This window comes from Gabonibacter chumensis (genome assembly GCF_024741215.1).
GTDB lineage: Bacteria > Bacteroidota > Bacteroidia > Bacteroidales > Marinifilaceae > Gabonibacter > Gabonibacter massiliensis.
The window spans coordinates 125613-140905 of sequence record NZ_JANSKB010000003.1; the positions used below are offsets into that span (position 1 = coordinate 125613).

The window sequence follows — 15293 nt, forward strand, 5'->3', positions numbered from 1 at the left end:
TTTTCATCACATCAAAACATAAATAATTAACAAATTACCGGCCTTTCCGGCGTATCCAAATAATCATACCGGCAATAGCCAGCAAAGCCGGTAATATTCCCATGAATAGAACGCTCAAAAACTCCATGCCGTCTTCACTCACGAAAAGGTAGTCATCGATTAACTCCGGATAAGTTATTCTCACCGGAACCTCTTCATAGGAAAGCCAATAAAAAGCTGACCGCACTAAAGTATAATTCATGGCAGGTACGCCTTTTCGCCCCGAAGCGAACTCTCCGTTGCTGATACAATCGGAATCCCCCACGACAACCACCCGCTGCTCCTTATCGTTCACCTGGCGGGTTAAAGCCATTACCGTAATAAAGGGTCCCATCCTATCCCCGGATAAGGAATCATAGGTAATCGTCCCTTCAATAAAATTTTTCGTTCCGACTTCATTCCAACACCCGACCGTATCGCTGACCAAAATAGGAATCATGGAGTACCCCTTATCCGGCGTATAAGTCAACCCCGCACTCCCGGGCATCGCCACACACCCCTCCCTCTCTCTCATGTACGCCAACCCATCCCACAAAGCGATTCCGGCATCCGTAGGAATACTTTGAATTAAATCCGCTTGATAAACCTCTGACGGTCGTACCAATCTTCCGGACATAAACTGAACTCCAAAAGATTCCGCCACAGGATTCATCCGATCTTGTGCTGTCGGCTCTCCCAAAATCAATAAATTTCCCCCTCTTTCGATATAACGATCCAGACAGGCCTTTTCCGCCGAAGTCAAAGCCGACCTCAACTCAGAAATAACCAAAATATCTATTTCGACAGGAATCTCCTTTTCCAATGTTACCTCTTCTACGTCAAATCCTTGATTTATCAAAGCCGACATAAAACTCTTATCACTTGAGAAACGCTTGTATTCCCGATCTCCCTCCTTATGTATGCTTCGCTCCCCGTGTCCTTTCAGAAATCCGACATGAGGCAATCTCATGACCAAGCGTTTGATTGCAGCAGAAATCTCAGCTTCCCCGGGTCCCATCCTGAAACCGCCGAAATCGTAAAAACGCAAAAAAGTTTTTTGTCCGTTTTCCCGTTCCACGACCCGTACGGTCCGATTTCCCTCTTCACTCAAATCCTCTATATCCTGCATCTCTTCAGGCGAACGGAACTTCGAAAAATTCAACTCCAACTGATCACACAACCTTTCCGCTCTCTCTTTATCCTTCAAATCCGGAAAACGCTGATCCAACTCCTCATTATTCGCATCAGCATAGAAATAAACGTATTTCAATTTCATTTCCGGCTTGAAACGAACAAACTCGCGGAATTCCCGTTTGTCGCTATTTATTCTTCCGGGTAAGGTCGACCAGAAATCCTTATCCAAAATATTCGTATAAGTCGTAATCGTGAGCCCGCCTTCCGCTCTGGCAACGATATCCTGACTGGCAACCGATAACGAATTTCGTTTAGTCCGGGTGGCATCGTAATAAGACATTAATTTCGGCCGGGAACTGAGGTAACCTACCAGCATGACAAAAATCAATGCCCCGACATAGGCTCCCCAACGTACGGACCAACGACTCCTTTGTACCCGGTAACGTATATGAAGGGTAGCCCAAGTGAGGAATAAAGCGATAACGACTAAAAAGTAAATCACATCCTCACTGCATATCAAGCCCCGGATAAACTCTTCCGTCCGTCCCCTAATAGATAACCAGTAGGTAAGATCCCGTATAAATTCCATATCTTGCCATACCATGCCTACATAATTCAACACGGATAAAACGCCTAACGTGCCCAAAGCCGCCACGACCTGATAGGAAGTAATACTGGACATGAAAACACCGATAGCCGCATAAGCGCCCAACAACAAAAACAACCCCAATAATCCGGACAACACGTAAGGAAGATCCATCGAACGGATCGTACAAAGTCCCAAAACGGTATAAAACACCAATACTCCCATCATAGCCAGACCGAAGACCATTACTCCCAAGTATTTACCCAATATGATCTGACTGTTACGCAATGGAGACGAGTGTAACAATTTAATCGTGCCGCCCCCCAAATCCCGGCTTACGACTCCCATCGTCAACAAAGGGATGTAGAGATAAAGATAACTTTGCACGACAGTGAATATTTTCCCGAATAAAAAAGTTTTACCTCCGCCGGTATAGCCCATGGCTTGATAACGGACCGTCTCCTCAAACAAAGCAGAAGCGACCATACCGACCTGAAAAGTAAAAATAACCAGAATCAGCCAAGCCACAGGAGAATAAAACAAAGACTGCAATTCAGTCTTGGCTATTTTAAATATCATCTTCATACGCAATCTCTTTATTTTTTACTTTTGGTAGATAATTCGGCAAAAATGTTATCCAACGAACTCTTTTCCATTCGGATTTCCAATAATTGCCAATCATTAGCCACACTGGCTTGGACGACATGAGAAATGGCCTCTCTCGCATCCGTAAATTGAATACGATAATTGATACCTCCCAAATGCTCCGCACCGACCACTCCCGGAAGAGATTTTAAATCCTCCACGTCGGGCGTAGAAGCCAAAGAAGTAAATATACTGCTGGGCACGATATAATTATCAAACTCTTCCACGGTTCCGGCAAAGACCACTTGCCCCTCTTCTATCATCCGTATATAGTCACAGGTAGCCTGTACCTCGGGCAGAATATGAGTAGAAAGAATAATCGTTCTGTCTTCCGCTATCTCTTTTATCAAATGGCGAATCTCCACGATTTGATTCGGATCCAACCCGTTGGTAGGTTCATCCAATACCACAAATGCAGGATCATGAATGATAGCTTGCGCAATACCTATTCTCTGTTGATAACCGCCGGAAAGATTACGGATCAAACGCTTACTGAAATGAGTCAATCCGCAACGCCCCATTACACTCTTCACCGCCGTGGCCACTTCACTATCCGGAATTCTTCGGATATTAGCCGTAAACGTCAAAAACTCCTCTACAGTCAAATCATTATACAACGGAGGTTTCTGAGGTAGGAATCCGATATATCTCTTCGCCTCTACCGGATTTTCCCGCATACTTATTCCTTTAATGTAAATCTCTCCCTCCGTCTGCTTCAAAACCCCACACATAATATTCATCGTGGTAGACTTCCCGGCTCCGTTAGAACCCAACAAACCGTAAATACCATTACGGGTTATCTCGAAATTAATGTCTCGAATAGCCCATTGTACACTATAACGATGGGACAAATGTTCCACCTTCACAATTGATTCTTCCATATAAACATAGTTTTGAATAAATGACTTTATCTTTTTACCACGTATATAGAATACTCAAAATCGTTGTTGGTACTATTGTTCCTAAAGAATTTTTAAAATAAGCTACAAAGATTCGCTCTCCCTGAATATCGAGGTTCCCAAGTTGAATGTAGTCGCAATAAAAATTTCCCGTAGTCCGTACAGGTATAAACGAATTGTTATAAAAATTAAAGGCGAGCCCGTTTTATCAAAGGAATTTCAAAGACAGCTCCATCCTTGGAAAGTTCGGTATCAGGAAAAACGATACGAGCTTGTTCCAATAAAGGAGAAGGATCAATGTAACGGGATGAAAAATGTCCTAACAAAAGCCGTTTGGCCCCGGCCAGCACGGCCATTCGAGCTGCCTGGGTCGCCGTACTGTGGTAAGTCGCCTTCGCCAGATCCGCGTACTCGTCTCCATACGTGGCATCGTGATATAGAAGATCGACACCTCGCACGTATTCGGCAAAAGTTTCCCGGAAAAGAGTATCCGTCATATAGGCATAAGAACGAGGTGCCGGCGGAGGCGCCGTAAGACGTTCGTTAGGAATAATCTCTCCTTCAGGAGTTATAAAATCCTCTCCCTCTTTTAACCGATGCATAAAAGCCACCGGAACCTGAAAAGCCTCTGCCATCTCCCGACAGATACTTCTCTGCCTCTCTTTCTCGGCAAACAGAAAACCGTTTACCGGAGCTTCATACCGATGTTTTAATGGAAAAGAGCGAACGGTAACCAACTTGTCCTCGTATATCAATTCCGGCTCCCGTCCCAAATGATGAAAGATCAGGGGATAATTTAAGCGGGAGTTCATGAGTTTCAATTGAAATTCAATTATCTCCTGTAATCGCTTGTCGGCATAGACATGTAACTCGCCCCTGCGGTTTTGCATGGAAAAAGTAGATAACAGCCCAATCAGACCGAAAAAATGATCTCCGTGCAAATGAGAAATAAAAATACGATTGATCTTATTGTAAGGCACTTTAAAACGCCGGAGCTGATGTTGGGTACCTTCACCGCAATCTATAAGAAAGTACCGCTCAAGCACATTAAGTACTTGAGCGGCAGCATTTCTTTGAAGAGTGGGCACGGCAGAACCGCACCCCAATATGGTTAATTCAAATTTCACGAATCAATTACGCCTCTTCGTTTTTAGCTTCTTCTTCAGCTTTCGCCTCCATTTGATCTTTCAAAGCAGCCAACTCGGTGATATCTCCCAAAGTCGTTTTTTCCAACTTCTCTTTCACTTTCTTAACGGCTTTTTTCGTGGTTTGAGCTTCGTCTTTTCTCTTGGCCGATTCTACGGCTTTTTGCTCATCCTCAAAAATACGGGAATGAGAGAGAATAATCCGTTTGGCACCCTTGTTGAACTCAATTACCTTGAACGGCAATTTTTCATCTACCTGAGCCTGAGATCCGTCTTCTTTTACTAAATGACGTGGAGTGGCGAAACCTTCCACACCGTAAGGCAATGCGATAACCGCCCCCTTATCGAAAATTTCAGTAATCGTTCCTTCATGAATGGAATCAACGGTAAAGATAGTCTCGAATACATCCCAAGGATTCTCTTCCAATTGTTTGTGTCCCAAACTCAACCTTCTGTTCTCCTTGTCTATTTCAAGAACGACCACATCGATTTCAGCCCCGATCTGAGTAAATTCTGCCGGATGTTTCACTTTCTTCGTCCAAGAAAGATCAGAGATATGGATCAGTCCGTCTACACCCTCTTCAATTTCTACGAATACCCCGAAGTTAGTGAAGTTACGAACAATAGCTTTATGTTTTGTTCCCACGGCATACTTCTCTTCGATATTTTGCCAAGGATCGTTTTTCAACTGTTTGATACCCAAAGACATCTTTCTTTCATCACGATCCAAGGTAAGAATAACAGCTTCTACCTCGTCACCCACTTTCATGAAATCTTGAGCAGAACGCAGATGTTGAGACCAAGACATTTCCGATACGTGAATCAAACCTTCTACACCCGCAGCAATCTCTACGAAAGCTCCGTAATCCGCCATAACAACGACCTTACCCTTCACGCGGTCACCGACCTTCAGGTCCGCATTCAAAGCATCCCACGGATGAGGAGTCAACTGTTTCAAACCTAAGGCGATACGTTTCTTCTCATCATCGAAGTCAAGGATAACCACATTCAACTTCTGATCCAATTGAACGATCTCATTCGGATGGTTTACGCGCCCCCAAGAAAGGTCCGTAATATGGATCAATCCGTCCACACCGCCCAAGTCGATGAATACTCCGTAAGAGGTAATATTCTTAACAGTACCTTCAAGTACCTGTCCTTTCTCCAATTTAGAAATAATATCCTTCTTCTGTTGTTCCAACTCAGCCTCAATAAGAGCTTTATGAGAAACAACAACGTTTTTGAATTCCTGATTGATTTTAACCACTTTGAATTCCATGGTCTTACCAACGTATACATCGTAATCGCGAATCGGTTTCACGTCGATCTGAGATCCCGGCAAGAAAGCCTCAATACCGAATACATCCACGATCATACCACCCTTCGTACGACATTTTACAAAGCCCTTGATCACCTCATCGTTATCCAATGCCGAGTTCACACGATCCCAACTACGTAAAGCTCTCGCTTTTTTATGAGACAAGGTCAATTGGCCTTTTTTATCTTCCTGAGTTTCAACGTATACTTCTACCTTGTCACCCACCTTCAATTCCGGATTGTAACGGAATTCATTCAACGAAATAATACCGTCTGACTTGTAACCGATGTTTACTACAACCTCTCTCTTGTTCATAGAGATAACAGTACCCTCAACTACCTCTTTTTCTACCACGGAAGAAAGAGTGTCGGCGTATTTTTTTGCTAATTCTTCTTTTTCTGATGCAGAAATCACATCATCATTCGCATAAGCCTCCCAATCAAAATCCTCGTCAGCCTCAGCAGTTGCCACTGCCGGCGCCGTTTTTTTTACTTCTTCTTTTGCAAGTTCTACTTGCATTTCTTTTTGTTCTTCTGTCATGATTAATTCTTTCTCTGCTAATAAATTAGACATTATGTTTTCTAATAACGGGCGCAAAAATACAAATAAATCTTTAGCTTACAATGAATTTTACAAAAAAGTGGTACTCGAAAACACGATTTTATCCGTTCTCAACCGTACTGTTTCAAATTTGCAATTTAAATATTATTTACTATCTTCGAAAAAATTTAGAATCGTTGGCCTTAATATTAACTAAAAATTAAACCACCATGAAAACAATTTTAATGATTTTTTTAACGGCATTTATCTATCTCCCAAGTTTAGCCGGTAGTGTTAAAGTCGTAATTAAAGCCCCAAACGGAGAAGCAATTGAAGGAGCCTCCGTTGAATTGATAGATGTCAAAACAGGAAATACGGTTGCAACGGCAAGTACCGCCGCGGACGGTACATGCGAATTTAACATACCCGTTATGGGGAAAGAGTATAAACTGAGAATCTCATTCATCGGCTATAAAACGACAGAAACAGCCATATTCGTACCCAACGCCGGTAGTGCCACGTTCACCATCACCCTACGTGAAGATACGACAGAAACTACCGATTGGGTTGCTAATTTTCCGGAAACGAACTCAATACACATTCCAGCGAAAGGAATTGGTACCACTTCATTTCTATTAAAAGCTTATTAATTGACACGAACATGTTCTGTTCATGATAAACATCCGGCATATCCGGACCGTGACTCGAATTAAATTTAAAACGACTTGGATGAGATATTATTTTTAAATTTCAATAATCGTAATACTGGTAGGAATCATATATTTATTGTTTGTGACCACTCCTTTACGGAAACCTGTCTTTTTATTTTTTTAATCGTTTAGCGTTATTTTCATTGTTGTAGGGGATACCCAAACAGACAAATCGATTCACTGGAGGCTATCTGTACCGCCCTACAAACAATAACGGTATCTATTCGGGAATATCATTGGAATCATGATACGTACATTTCATTAAGCCTGATAGTTATTACCATCGGGCTATTTATTCATCGGCCAGCGATTCTTCATTTCAACTCGTTATTCATTCTGTTTTTTCACGCCAACCTTACACCCGTTTTCCTTCTCGGGTTCATTATATACGATAAAACCCTCAATACAGACAAGGCGGATTCACTCGGAAGACTCATCTTCCTCCAGCAAATCCGGACGCAATAACTTGGTTCGCTCGTATGCCTGCTCCTCCTGCCATTTGTCGATTAACGCGTGATTACCTGAAAGCAAGACCTCCGGAGCCTTCCATCCGTTAAAATCCGCCGGACGGGTATAAACAGGAGGTGCCAATAAATTGTCCTGAAACGAATCGCTCAATGCCGAACTCTCGTCATTCATAGCCCCGGGAATCAAACGAACAATGGCATCGGTCATGATACAGGCAGGTAATTCCCCACCCGTCAACACATAGTCACCGACAGATATTTCCCTGGTAATCAAATAATCCCGGATTCGTTGATCTACCCCTTTATAATGTCCGCAAAGAATCATAATATTCTCCTTTAACGACAATTCATTAGCCATTCGTTGATTAAATGTCGGAGCATCGGGAGCCGTATAGATAATCTCGTCATACTGACGTTGGGAGGTCAACTCCCGAATGCAATCAAAAACCGGTTGAATCATCATAACCAATCCCGCGTCTCCCCCGAACGAGTAATCATCCACCTTCCGATGTTTGTCTCTTGACCAATCCCGGATATTATGGATAAAAATTTCCACAATTCCCTTCTCTTTCGCCCGCTTAATAATGGAATGATTTAACGGACTCTCCATTAATTCCGGTACTACACTTAAAATATCTATACGCATACATTAATAATATTGAACGTTGAAAACAGCCTTCCATTTCGAGGCAAATATACGGAGAAAGTCATAGACTCTAAAGAACCTATTCCAACAAATACCCTCCTCAAAAAAATCGCTCTATAAGTTACCATCGTCCTCCCCTTGAATATTGACAGAAAACTACTCCCTACAAAAATTTCGATTCCGACATCGAAGCCATTAGTACGCAAAGAAACAGAAACAATAAACTACGTAAATGTAATTATATACCTTCGAGATACCACCTGTTTCAAAATATCACATACCGTCGACTTCCTATAACGGGACTTTCCTCGCGGACCGATTTCTTAGATAAAAAAACAGGAACCGCTATCCGGCTCCTGTTCCGTATTTCATTTCAAATAATCTTCAAAATAATTCGTCACTTTTTGCATCAAATGAATCCGGTCCCGGCCCCGTACATTGTGTTCGGCACACGGGTAAGGAAAATAATCCACCTGTACGTTATTTTTAATACACTCCCGGATAAAGCTCAAACTATGCTCCCACACAACTACCGGATCGACCGCTCCTTGGCAAATCAATAATTTTCCCTTTAAATCTTTCGCTTTATGAATAAGACTTACCTTCTCATAGCCTTCCGGATTCTCTTGAGGGCTATCCATATAACGTTCTCCGTACATCACTTCATACCACTTCCAATCGATAACGGGACCTCCGGCCACTGCTACCTTATAGATATCCGGATAATTGGTAATCAACGATATAGTCATAAATCCTCCGTAACTCCATCCGTGAACACCGATACGATCCGAATCCACCCACGGCTGAGAAGTCAGGAATTTAATTCCCTCTATCTGATCGGCCATCTCTTGTTGCCCGCATTGCCGATGGATGATATCCTCAAACGCTTTTCCCCGGTTAGGTGTTCCGTGATTATCCAATATAAACACCACGTATCCCCGTTGGGCCATATACATCTCCCACATACTCAAAGAGGCATTCCAGGAATTCTTAACCAGCTGCAGATGCGGCCCTCCATACACATAATGGATCACCGGATATCTCTTATTCGGATCGAAATCGATCGGTTTGATCAAACGATAGTACAGATCACTTCCGTCAGCCGCTTTTATCTTACCCAGAGTAATATCTCCGAATTTATAGTCCTTCACCGGATTTTCGGCCGTCAAAATACGACGCATCTGTTTCCCGTTATTAGCTACCAAATCAATGATCCGGGGAACATATTGGCTGCTGTAATTATCCACGAAATAGGAGCAGTCGCTACTCATGTTAATCATGTGCCATCCTTCGGCGGAAGTCAAACGACTTCTTTTTCCGCTTTTCAAATCCACCCGGAAAAGCTGTTTCTCAACCGGGGAGATCTCGGACGAAAGATAGTATGCATATTTGCCCGCCTTATCCATAGCGACAAACTCTACATCAGCTTCCACCGGAGTCAAACGTTTAAGTAATTTTCCGTTCCCGTCATGCAGATAAAGATTAAAATAACCGTCCCGGTTATTCGTCCGGAAAATAAAACGATCCGAACCGTTGACAAAATGCAATTTATCCTGCGGCTCCACGTAAGTATCCGATTTTTCCTCGAACAGAGTCGCTATCAATTTACCTGTTGACGCATCGTATTTATTCAAGCGCATATGATTCTGTCCCCGATTCAAGACCTGCACGTAAATGGCATCCCCTCGGGGGCTCCATGTAATATTAGTCAGATATTGTTCCCTACCAAAATCATCCGCATTCAAAAACACGATACGTTGGGAAGCCATATCGTATATACCTAAACTTACCTGCTCCGATTTCATTCCGGCCATCGGGTATTTAATCTCACGTAACGTACCCGTACGGCTCTCGATATCCAACAAGGGAAAAGAGGTTACTTCACTCTCGTCTTTACGGTAAAAAGCCATTTTTTTTCCGTCAGGAGCCCAAAATATCCCCTCGTTAATATTAAATTCATTTCTGCTCACGAACTGCCCGTTCACGATATTCTTATCCTCATCCTCTGTCACGGCAAAACTATTTCCTCTCTTATCGACATAATAAAGATTATTATCCACCGTGTAGGCATAAGCCTCAGCCGGTGCACAATAAGTTATATTAGCAGCACCCTTGGGAAACACGACGGTATTTTTCAACCTTTTACCGACCACATCGATCTGGAACTCCTTACCTTGACGTCGAACGGCCAATGTCCGTTCATCCAACCAGGAGAACTGAGGAAATCCCTTCAATTCCGTTCCTAAAATCCGATTCAACTCCTCCGTTGTCAATACGACCCTTTTTTCTCCCGTGGCCGCATTTTCACTTATCAAATTTTTGTCGGAAAGATAAGTATAATTATTACTCTCTCCCTGCCACGCGATATATTTCGACTGCGGATAGAGGTGATATCCCACGATAGCCTCTTCCATTGTCAAAATTTTTTCCTGCGCAGCCAAACTTAACATCATACACAATCCCATTAAGGTTAACCCAATTTTTTTCATTTCTTACATTTTTAATAGCTTCGGATACAAAATCCGTTGCCGTTAACTGTTATTACTACTTATGATCTACAATACACGCAAAATTACTACTATTTCTGAATAATAAACTTATCCTGGTCTTCCAGTACGGGAAATCTCTTCCGAAATTCCCGTAAACCGACCAAATCGATATCCATCTGACGAATATCATCTTCGTAAGCCTCACATCGCACCAGCACCTCTCCCTTGGGAGAAACAATCGCAGAATCACCGGAATACTCCAATCCGTTCCCGTCTTTCCCGACACAATTCACACCTATTACATAACATTGATTCTCTATCGCTCTCGCCCGCAACAATATTTGCCACGCTTCCCGCCGGACGGCAGGCCAATTGGCCACGTAAACAGCCATATCGTACATTTCCGTATTCCGGCTCCACACCGGAAAACGCAAATCATAACATATGAAAGGTGCTATTTTCACCCCTTCGTATTCAATGAGCAATTTTTTATTTCCGGACGTAAAATGTTTGTCTTCTCCCCCCATGGTGAAACAATGACGCTTATCATACCACTCTACCTTCCCATCCGGAAAAACAGCCAATAAGCGATTATAAAAACGCTCCTCCTCGCGAAAGATAACCGATCCCATAATTAAAGCCTTCTTCCGGGAAGCCCATTCCAATAATTTCGAGAAAGTCTCTTCGTAGAAAGGAGCTATCTTCTCCTTGCCCTGCATGGTAAAACCGGAGGAAAACATCTCCGGCAAAACAATGATCTGCGCCCCCGATACACGCTCTAACCGCTCCTCAAAACAGCTCAAATTTTCAGGAACATCCTCCCATGCCAACCGGGCTTGTATAACAGCAATATTCACCTTTTCTCTCATAATCAATCGCCAGTAGAAAAATTCTCAGGATGACGAGGGTGAGCATCCTTATAGGTCGACATGATATAACGCAAATCGGCATCCGGATCATCCGACGGCTCAAAGCGGGTTCCCCACGTACAATACTTGTATTTGTAATCGATACGTCCTAAATAAACCGGAACCCCGGCTTGTTTAGCAATTACCAAAAAACCCTTTTTCCATTTTTTTCTTTTTTTTCGACTTCCTTCCGGAGTAATCGTCAAATACATGGTGTCTCGTTTCTTAAACTCCTCCACCATCTGCTCCACCAAATGGTTGTCCTTATTTCCCCGGTCTACCGGTATTACATGCATCGCACGCAATATCATTCCCAACGGAAAAAAGAAAAACTCCTTCTTCATCAATATAAACGTGGGTATCCCCTTACTCATAAAAGTTAACTTTCCCCAAATAAAATCCATAATAGAAGTATGAGGAACGGAAATAACCACGGCTTTCTTATCCTTCGGCAACTCTCCGACCATTTTCCAACCGAAAAGCATCATGATAAAACGAGCAATATATTTCATACCATTACCATTTATAAAACTAATCCCATGCAAAAATAAAACAAATCCCGGAGATAAAATCGATTTCTCCGGGATATAATCATTTTCGAGGCAAATCTCACTCTACCCTAACCCGTTTCACCGCATCAACGGCCAACACTTCTCCCGGTACAAACGAAGAGTCATGTCAGTTTTGATTTTTTCATTGTAAAGGTTGTTATTCAAAAAACTATTATTACCTTTGCCGAGCGAAAATTTAACCTCAGGGGTATGAAAAGCGGAATCATCCCACCCCATGGTATTAACTTTAATAATAAAAACAATGTACGCTATTGTAGAAATCGCAGGACAGCAGTTCAAAGTAGAAAAAGACCGTAAAGTCTATGTACACAGACTGGAAGCAGAAGAAGGCTCACAAGTAGAATTTGACAAAGTATACTTGGTGGAAAACGAAGGTCAGGTAAAAGTCGGAACTCCTATCGTGGAGGGAGCAAAGGTTACGGCCAAAGTACTATCCCACTTAAAAGGGGACAAGGTAATCGTTTTCAAAAAGAAAAGAAGAAAAGGTTACGCTAAAAAACAAGGTCATCGTCAATATTTGACTCAGCTTCAAATTGAAGAGATCAATGCTTAATTTATTTTGTAACTTCTAAAATTTTAATACGATATGGCACATAAAAAAGGAGTAGGTAGCTCTAAGAACGGTCGTGAATCTGAAAGTAAACGATTAGGAGTGAAGGTTTTTGGCGGACAGTTTGCCAAAGCCGGTAATATTATCGTTCGTCAAAGAGGAACCCAACATCACCCGGGATTAAACGTGGGCATGGGTAGAGATCATACTTTATTTGCTTTGATTGACGGAAACGTTGTTTTCACCAGAAAACAAGGAGATAAATCTTATGTCTCCATAGAACCTATTGCAGAATAAATAGAAAAATGCAAAATATTTAAACTCCTGCCTCTTAAAGACAGGAGTTTTTTTTATTTTTACAACCGCAAACAGGAGTTTCAGATCGATAACTCAATGATCGGAATCCAACGTAAATTATAAATCGAATCGATATGTTGAATTTAAAATTTATTCAAGAGAACAAAGAGACGGTTATTCGAAAATTAGCCGTTAAGAACTTTGATGCAAAGGAATTGGTGGAAAAAATCATATATCTCGATGATGCGAGAAAAAATCTTCAAAAAGAATCGGACGATAAGCTGGCAGAAATGAACACGATCTCCAAACAGATCGGTCTATTCATGAAAGAGGGGAAAAAAGCCGAAGCCGAGACGGCTAAAGCACAAACCACCCGCTTAAAGGAAGAGATTGCTGCTTTAACGGCGAGACACAGCGACACATTAGCAGAATTGAACGAATTTATCGTCAGACTCCCGAATCTTCCGCACGATTGTGTTCCTCCCGGTAAAAACGCGGACGATAACGTCATCGTGAAGATCAGCAATAATATCCCGACCCACGAGGAAGGCCAATTAGCTCATTGGGAGTTGGCAAAAAAATATCAATTGATAGATTTCGAGGTGGGCGTAAAAATCACGGGAGCCGGATTTCCTGTATACAAGGGATTAGGGGCCCGTTTACAAAGAGCATTAATCTATTTCTTTCTCGAAGAAAATACAAAAGCAGGATACGAAGAGGTCATGCCTCCTTTGGTCGTCAATGAAGATTCCGGGTTCGGAACCGGACAATTGCCGGACAAAGAGGGACAGATGTATTACGTTAACGAGGATCGCCTTTATCTTATCCCGACGGCGGAGGTTCCCGTTACCAACCTGTACCGTGACGTGATTCTGGATGCGGAACAATTGCCGATTAAAAATACCGCCTATACGGCTTGTTTTCGGCGGGAGGCCGGTTCTTACGGAAAGGACGTGCGCGGTCTGAACCGCCTGCACCAATTCGATAAGGTGGAAATCGTCCAGATTACTCGTCCGGAAGTATCCTACGAAGCCTTGGACGGTATGGTTAAACACGTGGAAAGTTTATTGATCCAATTAGGCCTTCCCTATCGGATCGTTCGTCTTTGTGGCGGAGATATGAGCTTTACCTCTGCTTTAACCTATGACTTCGAAGTTTATTCGAAAGCACAAGACCGCTGGTTAGAGGTAAGCTCCGTATCCAACTTCGAAGAGTTCCAAGCCAACCGTTTGAAATTACGGTTTAAAAACAAAGGAGACAAAAAGACAACGTTGGCGCATACTCTGAACGGCAGTTCGTTAGCCCTTCCCCGTATCGTGGCCGCTTTGTTGGAAAACAACCAAAGTCCCGAAGGCATTCGCGTGCCGGAAGTATTGCAGCCGTTTATGCAAACCGATTTGATAAAATAATAACCATTACCTCTGAAAGCCGAATTGTTCGTAATCGGGCTTTTAGAGGTAAACAGTTCATTCCTATATCATCCATGCGCTACGTTTACAACACCACCTTCCACGTGGAAAACGACACAGAAGCTTCCTTGATCAACTGGATGCAAAATCATCACCTTCCCGCTATTCGGGAGAAAGGATTATGTAGCGATATACTGTTCACCCGGATAAAAACACAAGAACCGCAAGGCAAATCGTTCTCCTTGCAATTGATCTTTCCGGCGGAAAAAGATTATCAGGCTTTCCTCGAAAAACATCAGGAGGAGTTATTGAAAAAGCTACTCGATCAATTTGATCAACAAGTTCTCTATTTCAGCACCTTATTGGAGGAAATATAACATGGAAAAACTCATAATGGGAATCGACCCGGGCACTAATTTTATGGGGTATGCCATCATTCGGACTACCGGGAAAAATTGCAGGCCGGAACTTGTCGTTTCCGGAGTCGTCGATATGAAAAAAGTAGAAGATCCTTATCTTAAACTACAACGTATTTTTCAACGTACCCTACAAGTCATCGATAGTTATCACCCGGATGAATTAGCCATTGAATCCCAATTCTACGGGAAAAATATTCAATCCATGCTAAAATTGGGACGCGCACAAGGGGTTGCCATTGCTGCGGCCCTACAACGTAATATTCCCATATTCGAATACGCTCCTAAAAAAATTAAAATGAGCATCACGGGAACCGGAGAAGCTTCTAAAGAACAAATCGCCTTGCTTTTAGGCAAATTCATGGTCATGCCGGATACGATCTCCACGTTGGACGAAACGGACGCTATTGCCATCGCCTATTGTCACCATTTGCAAGGCTCCCTGCCCACAACCGGAGGTTCCAAATGCAAGGATTGGGGTGATTTCATCAAGCAGAATCCGGATAAACTGATTTGACAGCTTTTAAACGAACGTAAAAGAGGG

The 15293-nt window shown here is 42.6% G+C and carries 14 protein-coding genes; 6 read left to right on the forward strand and 8 right to left on the reverse strand.

The annotated features are described in order from the left end of the window. Nucleotides 1-34: 34 nt before the first annotated feature. The 4 genes from NVS78_RS09995 to rpsA all read right to left on the reverse strand — a co-directional run bounded on the left by NVS78_RS09995 (nucleotide 35) and on the right by rpsA (nucleotide 6264). A complete protein-coding gene (locus tag NVS78_RS09995; RefSeq protein WP_286359084.1) occupies nucleotides 35-2323 on the reverse strand; it encodes a Gldg family protein in 2289 nt (762 codons plus the stop codon). Nucleotides 2324-2334: 11 nt separating this feature from the next. After that, nucleotides 2335-3264, reverse strand: a complete 930-nt coding sequence (locus tag NVS78_RS10000; RefSeq protein ID WP_286359085.1) for an ABC transporter ATP-binding protein — start codon at nucleotides 3262-3264, stop codon at nucleotides 2335-2337. Between the two features lie 206 nt (nucleotides 3265-3470). Continuing rightward, nucleotides 3471-4409, reverse strand: a complete 939-nt coding sequence (locus tag NVS78_RS10005) for a ribonuclease Z (RefSeq protein ID WP_286359086.1) — start codon at nucleotides 4407-4409, stop codon at nucleotides 3471-3473. A 7-nt stretch (nucleotides 4410-4416) separates the two neighbouring features. Further along, entirely contained in the window at nucleotides 4417-6264 is a 1848-nt protein-coding gene (gene rpsA, locus NVS78_RS10010; RefSeq protein ID WP_434802136.1) for a 30S ribosomal protein S1, read from the reverse strand. Nucleotides 6265-6515: 251 nt separating this feature from the next. Between rpsA and NVS78_RS10015 the strand changes: the two genes are divergently transcribed. Further along, complete coding sequence (locus tag NVS78_RS10015; protein WP_286359088.1) at nucleotides 6516-6935, forward strand: carboxypeptidase-like regulatory domain-containing protein; 420 nt, start codon at nucleotides 6516-6518, stop codon at nucleotides 6933-6935. 480 nt (nucleotides 6936-7415) lie between these two features. On the opposite strand, the gene trmD is transcribed toward NVS78_RS10015, so the two are convergent. The 4 genes from trmD to NVS78_RS10035 form a co-directional block, all read right to left on the reverse strand. Then, nucleotides 7416-8108: a tRNA (guanosine(37)-N1)-methyltransferase TrmD gene (trmD, locus tag NVS78_RS10020; RefSeq protein ID WP_286359089.1), complete on the reverse strand. Its 693-nt coding sequence runs from the start codon at nucleotides 8106-8108 to the stop codon at nucleotides 7416-7418. Between the two features lie 368 nt (nucleotides 8109-8476). After that, entirely contained in the window at nucleotides 8477-10597 is a 2121-nt protein-coding gene (locus NVS78_RS10025; protein ID WP_286359090.1) for a S9 family peptidase, read from the reverse strand. Nucleotides 10598-10686: 89 nt separating this feature from the next. Then, complete coding sequence (locus tag NVS78_RS10030) at nucleotides 10687-11466, reverse strand: amidohydrolase (RefSeq protein ID WP_286359091.1); 780 nt, start codon at nucleotides 11464-11466, stop codon at nucleotides 10687-10689. A gap of 2 nt (nucleotides 11467-11468) precedes the next feature. Beyond that, nucleotides 11469-12017: a 1-acyl-sn-glycerol-3-phosphate acyltransferase gene (locus NVS78_RS10035; protein WP_286359092.1), complete on the reverse strand. Its 549-nt coding sequence runs from the start codon at nucleotides 12015-12017 to the stop codon at nucleotides 11469-11471. A 301-nt stretch (nucleotides 12018-12318) separates the two neighbouring features. Between NVS78_RS10035 and rplU the strand changes: the two genes are divergently transcribed. The 5 genes from rplU to ruvC all read left to right on the forward strand — a co-directional run bounded on the left by rplU (nucleotide 12319) and on the right by ruvC (nucleotide 15266). Further along, nucleotides 12319-12630 (forward strand): 50S ribosomal protein L21, encoded by a 312-nt coding sequence (rplU, locus tag NVS78_RS10040; protein WP_041502054.1) that lies wholly within the window; start codon nucleotides 12319-12321, stop codon nucleotides 12628-12630. 33 nt (nucleotides 12631-12663) lie between these two features. Beyond that, complete coding sequence (gene rpmA, locus NVS78_RS10045; protein WP_041502055.1) at nucleotides 12664-12924, forward strand: 50S ribosomal protein L27; 261 nt, start codon at nucleotides 12664-12666, stop codon at nucleotides 12922-12924. Between the two features lie 134 nt (nucleotides 12925-13058). Further along, complete coding sequence (gene serS, locus NVS78_RS10050; protein WP_286359093.1) at nucleotides 13059-14333, forward strand: serine--tRNA ligase; 1275 nt, start codon at nucleotides 13059-13061, stop codon at nucleotides 14331-14333. 74 nt (nucleotides 14334-14407) lie between these two features. Then, entirely contained in the window at nucleotides 14408-14710 is a 303-nt protein-coding gene (locus NVS78_RS10055; RefSeq protein WP_059025688.1) for a DUF4286 family protein, read from the forward strand. A 1-nt stretch (nucleotide 14711) separates the two neighbouring features. Continuing rightward, entirely contained in the window at nucleotides 14712-15266 is a 555-nt protein-coding gene (gene ruvC / locus NVS78_RS10060) for a crossover junction endodeoxyribonuclease RuvC (RefSeq protein ID WP_059025687.1), read from the forward strand. Nucleotides 15267-15293: the final 27 nt, after the last annotated feature.

Excerpts from the sequence above, each read along its gene's own strand:
- NVS78_RS10025 (WP_286359090.1), bottom strand. The coding sequence starts at position 10,597 with ATGAAAAAAATTGGGTTAACCTTAATGGGATTGTGTATGATGTTAAGT.
- NVS78_RS09995 (WP_286359084.1), bottom strand. The coding sequence starts at position 2,323 with ATGAAGATGATATTTAAAATAGCCAAGACTGAATTGCAGTCTTTGTTT.
- NVS78_RS10000 (WP_286359085.1), bottom strand. The coding sequence starts at position 3,264 with ATGGAAGAATCAATTGTGAAGGTGGAACATTTGTCCCATCGTTATAGT.
- NVS78_RS10030 (WP_286359091.1), bottom strand. The coding sequence starts at position 11,466 with ATGAGAGAAAAGGTGAATATTGCTGTTATACAAGCCCGGTTGGCATGG.
- NVS78_RS10015 (WP_286359088.1), top strand. The coding sequence starts at position 6,516 with ATGAAAACAATTTTAATGATTTTTTTAACGGCATTTATCTATCTCCCA.
- NVS78_RS10035 (WP_286359092.1), bottom strand. The coding sequence starts at position 12,017 with ATGAAATATATTGCTCGTTTTATCATGATGCTTTTCGGTTGGAAAATG.
- serS (WP_286359093.1), top strand. The coding sequence starts at position 13,059 with ATGTTGAATTTAAAATTTATTCAAGAGAACAAAGAGACGGTTATTCGA.
- trmD (WP_286359089.1), bottom strand. The coding sequence starts at position 8,108 with ATGCGTATAGATATTTTAAGTGTAGTACCGGAATTAATGGAGAGTCCG.
- rplU (WP_041502054.1), top strand. The coding sequence starts at position 12,319 with ATGTACGCTATTGTAGAAATCGCAGGACAGCAGTTCAAAGTAGAAAAA.
- rpmA (WP_041502055.1), top strand. The coding sequence starts at position 12,664 with ATGGCACATAAAAAAGGAGTAGGTAGCTCTAAGAACGGTCGTGAATCT.
- ruvC (WP_059025687.1), top strand. The coding sequence starts at position 14,712 with ATGGAAAAACTCATAATGGGAATCGACCCGGGCACTAATTTTATGGGG.
- rpsA (WP_434802136.1), bottom strand. The coding sequence starts at position 6,264 with ATGCAAGTAGAACTTGCAAAAGAAGAAGTAAAAAAAACGGCGCCGGCA.
- NVS78_RS10055 (WP_059025688.1), top strand. The coding sequence starts at position 14,408 with ATGCGCTACGTTTACAACACCACCTTCCACGTGGAAAACGACACAGAA.